7 protein-coding genes are annotated in these 4,304 nt (G+C 63.2%); 4 read left to right on the top strand and 3 right to left on the bottom strand.

The genetic code is table 11. From position 1 onward, the window contains the following. Nucleotides 1-373: 373 nt before the first annotated feature. Nucleotides 374-577: a cold-shock protein gene (locus ABDV69_RS11255; RefSeq protein ID WP_343574226.1), complete on the top strand. Its 204-nt coding sequence runs from the start codon at nt 374-376 to the stop codon at nt 575-577. A 311-nt stretch (nt 578-888) separates the two neighbouring features. On the opposite strand, the gene ABDV69_RS11250 is transcribed toward ABDV69_RS11255, so the two are convergent. Beyond that, on the bottom strand, nt 889-1,071 hold the full coding sequence (locus ABDV69_RS11250) for a hypothetical protein (RefSeq protein ID WP_343574223.1): 183 nt from the start codon (nt 1,069-1,071) through the stop codon (nt 889-891). Nucleotides 1,072-1,150: 79 nt separating this feature from the next. Next, on the bottom strand, nt 1,151-1,414 hold the full coding sequence (locus ABDV69_RS11245; RefSeq protein ID WP_343574221.1) for a MerR family transcriptional regulator: 264 nt from the start codon (nt 1,412-1,414) through the stop codon (nt 1,151-1,153). 208 nt (nt 1,415-1,622) lie between these two features. Between ABDV69_RS11245 and ABDV69_RS11240 the strand changes: the two genes are divergently transcribed. The 3 genes from ABDV69_RS11240 to ABDV69_RS11230 all read left to right on the top strand — a co-directional run bounded on the left by ABDV69_RS11240 (nt 1,623) and on the right by ABDV69_RS11230 (nt 3,709). Further along, on the top strand, nt 1,623-2,105 hold the full coding sequence (locus ABDV69_RS11240; RefSeq protein ID WP_343574218.1) for an Hsp20 family protein: 483 nt from the start codon (nt 1,623-1,625) through the stop codon (nt 2,103-2,105). A gap of 875 nt (nt 2,106-2,980) precedes the next feature. Further along, a complete protein-coding gene (locus ABDV69_RS11235) occupies nt 2,981-3,163 on the top strand; it encodes a hypothetical protein (protein ID WP_343574216.1) in 183 nt (60 codons plus the stop codon). 117 nt (nt 3,164-3,280) lie between these two features. After that, entirely contained in the window at nt 3,281-3,709 is a 429-nt protein-coding gene (locus tag ABDV69_RS11230) for a cellulose-binding domain-containing protein (RefSeq protein ID WP_343574213.1), read from the top strand. Between the two features lie 127 nt (nt 3,710-3,836). On the opposite strand, the gene ABDV69_RS11225 is transcribed toward ABDV69_RS11230, so the two are convergent. Then, nucleotides 3,837-4,292 carry a DMT family transporter gene (locus tag ABDV69_RS11225; protein WP_343574211.1) on the bottom strand — a complete coding sequence of 152 codons (456 nt, stop codon included), beginning with the start codon at nt 4,290-4,292 and terminating at the stop codon, nt 3,837-3,839. Nucleotides 4,293-4,304: the final 12 nt, after the last annotated feature.

The following is a 4,304-nucleotide window of genomic DNA, read 5'->3' as shown; positions in this document are numbered from 1 at the left end:
GGTCAGGCTGATCGCCGGTGAATACATTCGGTGCGGAGTCTGCAGGGCGCGGTATGTGGCGCCGGCTTAGGCAATAAAAATTGCGCCGACGGCCTGAGGTCGGTGCGACCGTTTCGGGCCAGCCGCGCACAAAAGCCACCAACGGTCCGCGCCAGTAGTGCGTGGTGTGGCGCGGCGTTTGAGGTGGGGCGGATGACGGGATTGGGGGCGGCGCAGGGCGGCCTGCAGGCTGTCGTGGCGCTGAGCGACTGGGATGGGAAGTGGTCACTTGGGGTCACCGTTTCGTCACGAATCAAGCTGTTGACCGCGCGTGAGGTAAGCTTCACAGCGAATGTGATCTGCATTCGCGAGAGTAAACGAAAGAAGTACGGAAATGACGCAAGGAACCGTGAAATGGTTCAACGGCGAAAAGGGCTTCGGCTTTATCGCTCCCGATGACGGCAGTGCGGACGTCTTCGTCCACTACTCCGAAATCCAAGGCGGTGGCTACCGCTCACTGGAGGACAACCAGCGGGTTCAGTTCGAGGTAGGACAGGGCGCCAAGGGCCCCCAGGCCACCGGAGTGACCGCAATCTGATCTTCACGTAATCTGTGGGCCGGTCGGGAGTGAATCCTTGCCGGCCCACAGTTCGTTTACCGCCGGTGCCGCGCACCTGTGGCCGGCATGGCTATCAGCCAGACGCCGGCCGTCGTGGACAAACTGACTGGTGGCGCGGCGACACTATCGACCCGGGCGAAATCCGCGGCTCGCTTTGCCGGCGGACGCAGCACACAGGGGTTGAGCCGAATTCAAGCCCTATCGGGGACCGTCGATTTCGCACGGGCCGTCGTCGTCGGAGAACGAAACGGTGATCTGGCGGGAAGCGCCCCTGACAGTCGCGTCGCAGGTCAAGGTTGTTCCCCTATCCCCAGAGAAACCGGCGCCGTTTTCAACATGAGACGAATCACGAAGGCGCAGTTCAGGTCCACGGGCAGATGCAGCCGATCGTAAGAACCTTCAGGTTGCCCAACCCACGATCCGCCCGGCGACGCATCGATGGGGGCCACCTTGCCCAGCTGATTGTCGGTCAAGTCGTGCACCTGCACCGTGCTCGGTGAGCCGACAATTGTCGAATTCGGGCATTCGCCCGGACCAGTGGCTTCGATCGGTTTACCGCGGCCGGTTGTTGCGCTCCGCCGCGTCGCGCAGAGCAGTGTTGTCGTCTTCGAGGTCCAGAATGCGGCCGATGCCGACGATGTTCACACCGGCGGCTACCAAGTTGAGGATGCGTTCGATGCGGGCGAGGTCGTCGGAACTGTATCGCCGAGTCCCGCCGTCGGTACGTGCGGGGGTGAGCAGGCCATGACGTTCCCACAGGCGCAGCGATTGTGTTGGCGCACCCGATAATTCAGCGGCCACCGTAATCCCGTACACCCCATGACTGGGCGAGGGAAGTCGGTTGACGGGCTCAGAACCCGGGAGACCGGGATCCCCGCTGGCGATACTCAAAATTTTTCCTGTTCCGCTACTTGCATCGAACTTCCGCCAGTGCTATACAAAACCTATACCAGATGGCATAGATAACCAACTGGTAAGCGCACAGAGTGTGGAGACAAGAAAGGAAACGTTGGAGGTGGCAACCATGCTGATGCGTACCGACCCGTTCCGGGAACTGGACCGCTTTACCCAAGAAGTTCTGGGCACCGCAGCTCGGCCGGCGGGGATGCCGATGGACGCGTGGCGAGACGGAGATGAGTTCATCGTCGAGCTCGACCTGCCCGGGGTGAGCACCGATTCGCTGGACCTGGACATCGAGAACAACGTGGTGACGTTGCGCGCCGAGCGTGCCCCCCTGGATCCCGGCCGCGAGATGCTCGCCGCCGAGCGGCCCCGCGGAGTGTTCTCTCGCCAGCTGGTGCTGGGAAACAACCTGGACACCAGCCGGATCACCGCCGAGTACCACGACGGGGTCCTGCGGCTCGTGATCCCGGTCGCCGAGAAGGCCAAGCCCCGCAAGATTGCCGTGGGACGCACCGACAGCGCCAAGTCGATCGGCAAGGACAGCAAGGTGATCACCGAAGACGGCACCTCGGTGAACATGGCGAAGGAGCACGCCGGGGTCTGATCCGGTAACGGACACCCTGCAGTGGTGACGGACCTGCCCGCGACGTATCCGGGGCGCGTCCTGGTACGCGATCATCCGTGCGAACAGGCAATCCCGCCGACTACTGCGGCACCGTGTGATGGCGGCTGGAGACCTTTTACCCGCAGGATCGGACATCGAAGCGTCTGTCGCAGTTCCGATGCCTGATGTCGGCCAGGTCCGTCGACCACTTCAGGGTGTCCCCCGGCGCTGGGCCCCGACAAGCCCAGCGGCACGCAAACGTGAATGGTCAGTCTTCTGACAGGGCATCTGGGGGTAGTGATGACGCAGTGCAGTTGCACGGTGGCGCCGGTATCGCCTGACACCATTGAACCAGCCTGGCTGGCAGCGCCTCTGGTCTTGGACGACCCGTCAGTGGTGTTAGAGCTGATTGCCGAAGTCGACGCCATCTTCTGCGAAGCCGAGAACACTGCCCGCTGTCGGCGACTGGCACCATCAGTGGCCGGGTGCGCTCTCGATGGGCCCCGGCGCGCTGGTCGGTCTTGGCAGAACCTCACTGCGCGACGCGGGCAAGGTCTCGTGCGGCGAGCCGACCCACGGCAACGCAGCCCTCCGTCCACCCGACCTATGCCGACACCGTCGACACACGACTGTATGAAAGCGAGGTGATGCCATCACCGCCAGCAAGGCCGGGCCAGCCCGCCGTCTGGGCCAAACCCTGGGTGCCACCCGCTACCGACGCGGGTATCGGAGGCGCCAAAGCCCAACCAAGGCGATACTTCCCAGGGCGGGCCGCCTGCCTACACACATGTCACCTGACTGTCGCCGCAACGCTGCCTGCCGCGAGGCCTGACGACAGTTCGCCGGCCTGCGCGACCGAGCGGAAGGAGAGAACCATGACCGGCCAACCACACGCACTGCTATCCGAAACCGCGGTACCGACGGTGGAGGCAGACCTCACTGACTGGGCGGAGCAGCATCAGGCCGTGGTACTTCCAGACGATGACTATCCGCATGTCGGCCATGCCGAGCCCGTCGCTGACAGCTGGGACCGATTGGGGAGGAACGCGTGGCGCTAGACCGAGCGCTGCACACGTGATCGAAAATTTCGCGACGGTGTCAGTTGAGCAAAGGTATGGCAGCTTACCCGCGATGCGCGGACCGATATCGCCTGTCCGGCTCTAGTGTCGGCTGCCATGGCCGGACTGGACAATGATGTGAAACGCTGGCGCACAGCGCTTCACAGCGCCGTGTTGGCGTTGATCGTTGCCATCCCCGTACTCACCGTCACCCCCGCAGCTCATGCGGCCGCAGCCACGGCGACGTTGTCGGTGTCATCGACGTGGCAGACCGGTTTCATCGCCCACTTCACCGTCACCAACTCGAGCGCGGTGCCACTGACCGATTGGAAGCTGGAATTCGACTTGCCGAGCGGAGAATCCATCTCGCACACGTGGAATAGCACCGTTACCCAATCCGGTACGCACTACGTCCTCACCCCTGCCAATTGGAACCGCATCATCGCACCCGGTGCCTCAGCCACAGGGGGTTTCAGAGGCGTGCTGACCGGTACCTACTCGCCACCGGCCAACTGTATGCTCAACCGGCAATACCTCTGCACCTGAGAGTTGACCCGTGATGGGTCATGCATCGCCAATCGAACTGGGGACTGGTTGTTTTCGGCTCGTCGGGATCGGCGAGGGTCAGGACCGACAATCTAGCGCAACCGACGCAGCAGGATTCGTTCTGATGTCAGCCGGTGGAGATGAAAATGACCCCGGCCACCAACAGAACAGCGCCGATCCCGCGCGTCGGTGTGAGCGGGTGCGCCGTCAGTCCCAGCCATCCGAAATGGTCGATTGCCACCGACGTCAGCAGGTTGGCGGTGACGGTCAGCGCCGCGTAGGTGGCTGCGCCCACTGTGCCGATGAACAGCAGCCCGGCGACGACGGCGACAGAGCCGACGATTCCGCCCATTGGCGCCCACCACGGCATGGCAGCGAGGCCGGCGGCCGTTGGAAACGGACGGATGAACACCGCAGCTATGACGAGAAAGATCGGCACGATAAGCCCGAACGAGACCAGGGTGGCCAGCCAGGGGTTGATCAGTGAAACCCGCAGGGCGTTGTTCATCGGACCCCCCATCGCTTGCAGCGCCCCGCCCATCGCGATCAGTGGAAACAGCCACAGCGTGCTAGTCGAAGTCATCGGAAAATCCCT

Origin of the sequence: Mycobacterium sp. (assembly GCF_039583785.1) — a bacterium.
Taxonomy (GTDB): Bacteria; Actinomycetota; Actinomycetes; order Mycobacteriales; family Mycobacteriaceae; genus Mycobacterium.
Note: the sequence above shows the minus strand (reverse complement) of the source record. Positions and strands in the feature narration are given on the sequence as shown.

Excerpts from the sequence above, each read along its gene's own strand:
- ABDV69_RS11255 (WP_343574226.1), top strand. The coding sequence starts at position 374 with ATGACGCAAGGAACCGTGAAATGGTTCAACGGCGAAAAGGGCTTCGGC.
- ABDV69_RS11240 (WP_343574218.1), top strand. The coding sequence starts at position 1,623 with ATGCTGATGCGTACCGACCCGTTCCGGGAACTGGACCGCTTTACCCAA.
- ABDV69_RS11230 (WP_343574213.1), top strand. The coding sequence starts at position 3,281 with ATGGCCGGACTGGACAATGATGTGAAACGCTGGCGCACAGCGCTTCAC.
- ABDV69_RS11235 (WP_343574216.1), top strand. The coding sequence starts at position 2,981 with ATGACCGGCCAACCACACGCACTGCTATCCGAAACCGCGGTACCGACG.
- ABDV69_RS11225 (WP_343574211.1), bottom strand. The coding sequence starts at position 4,292 with ATGACTTCGACTAGCACGCTGTGGCTGTTTCCACTGATCGCGATGGGC.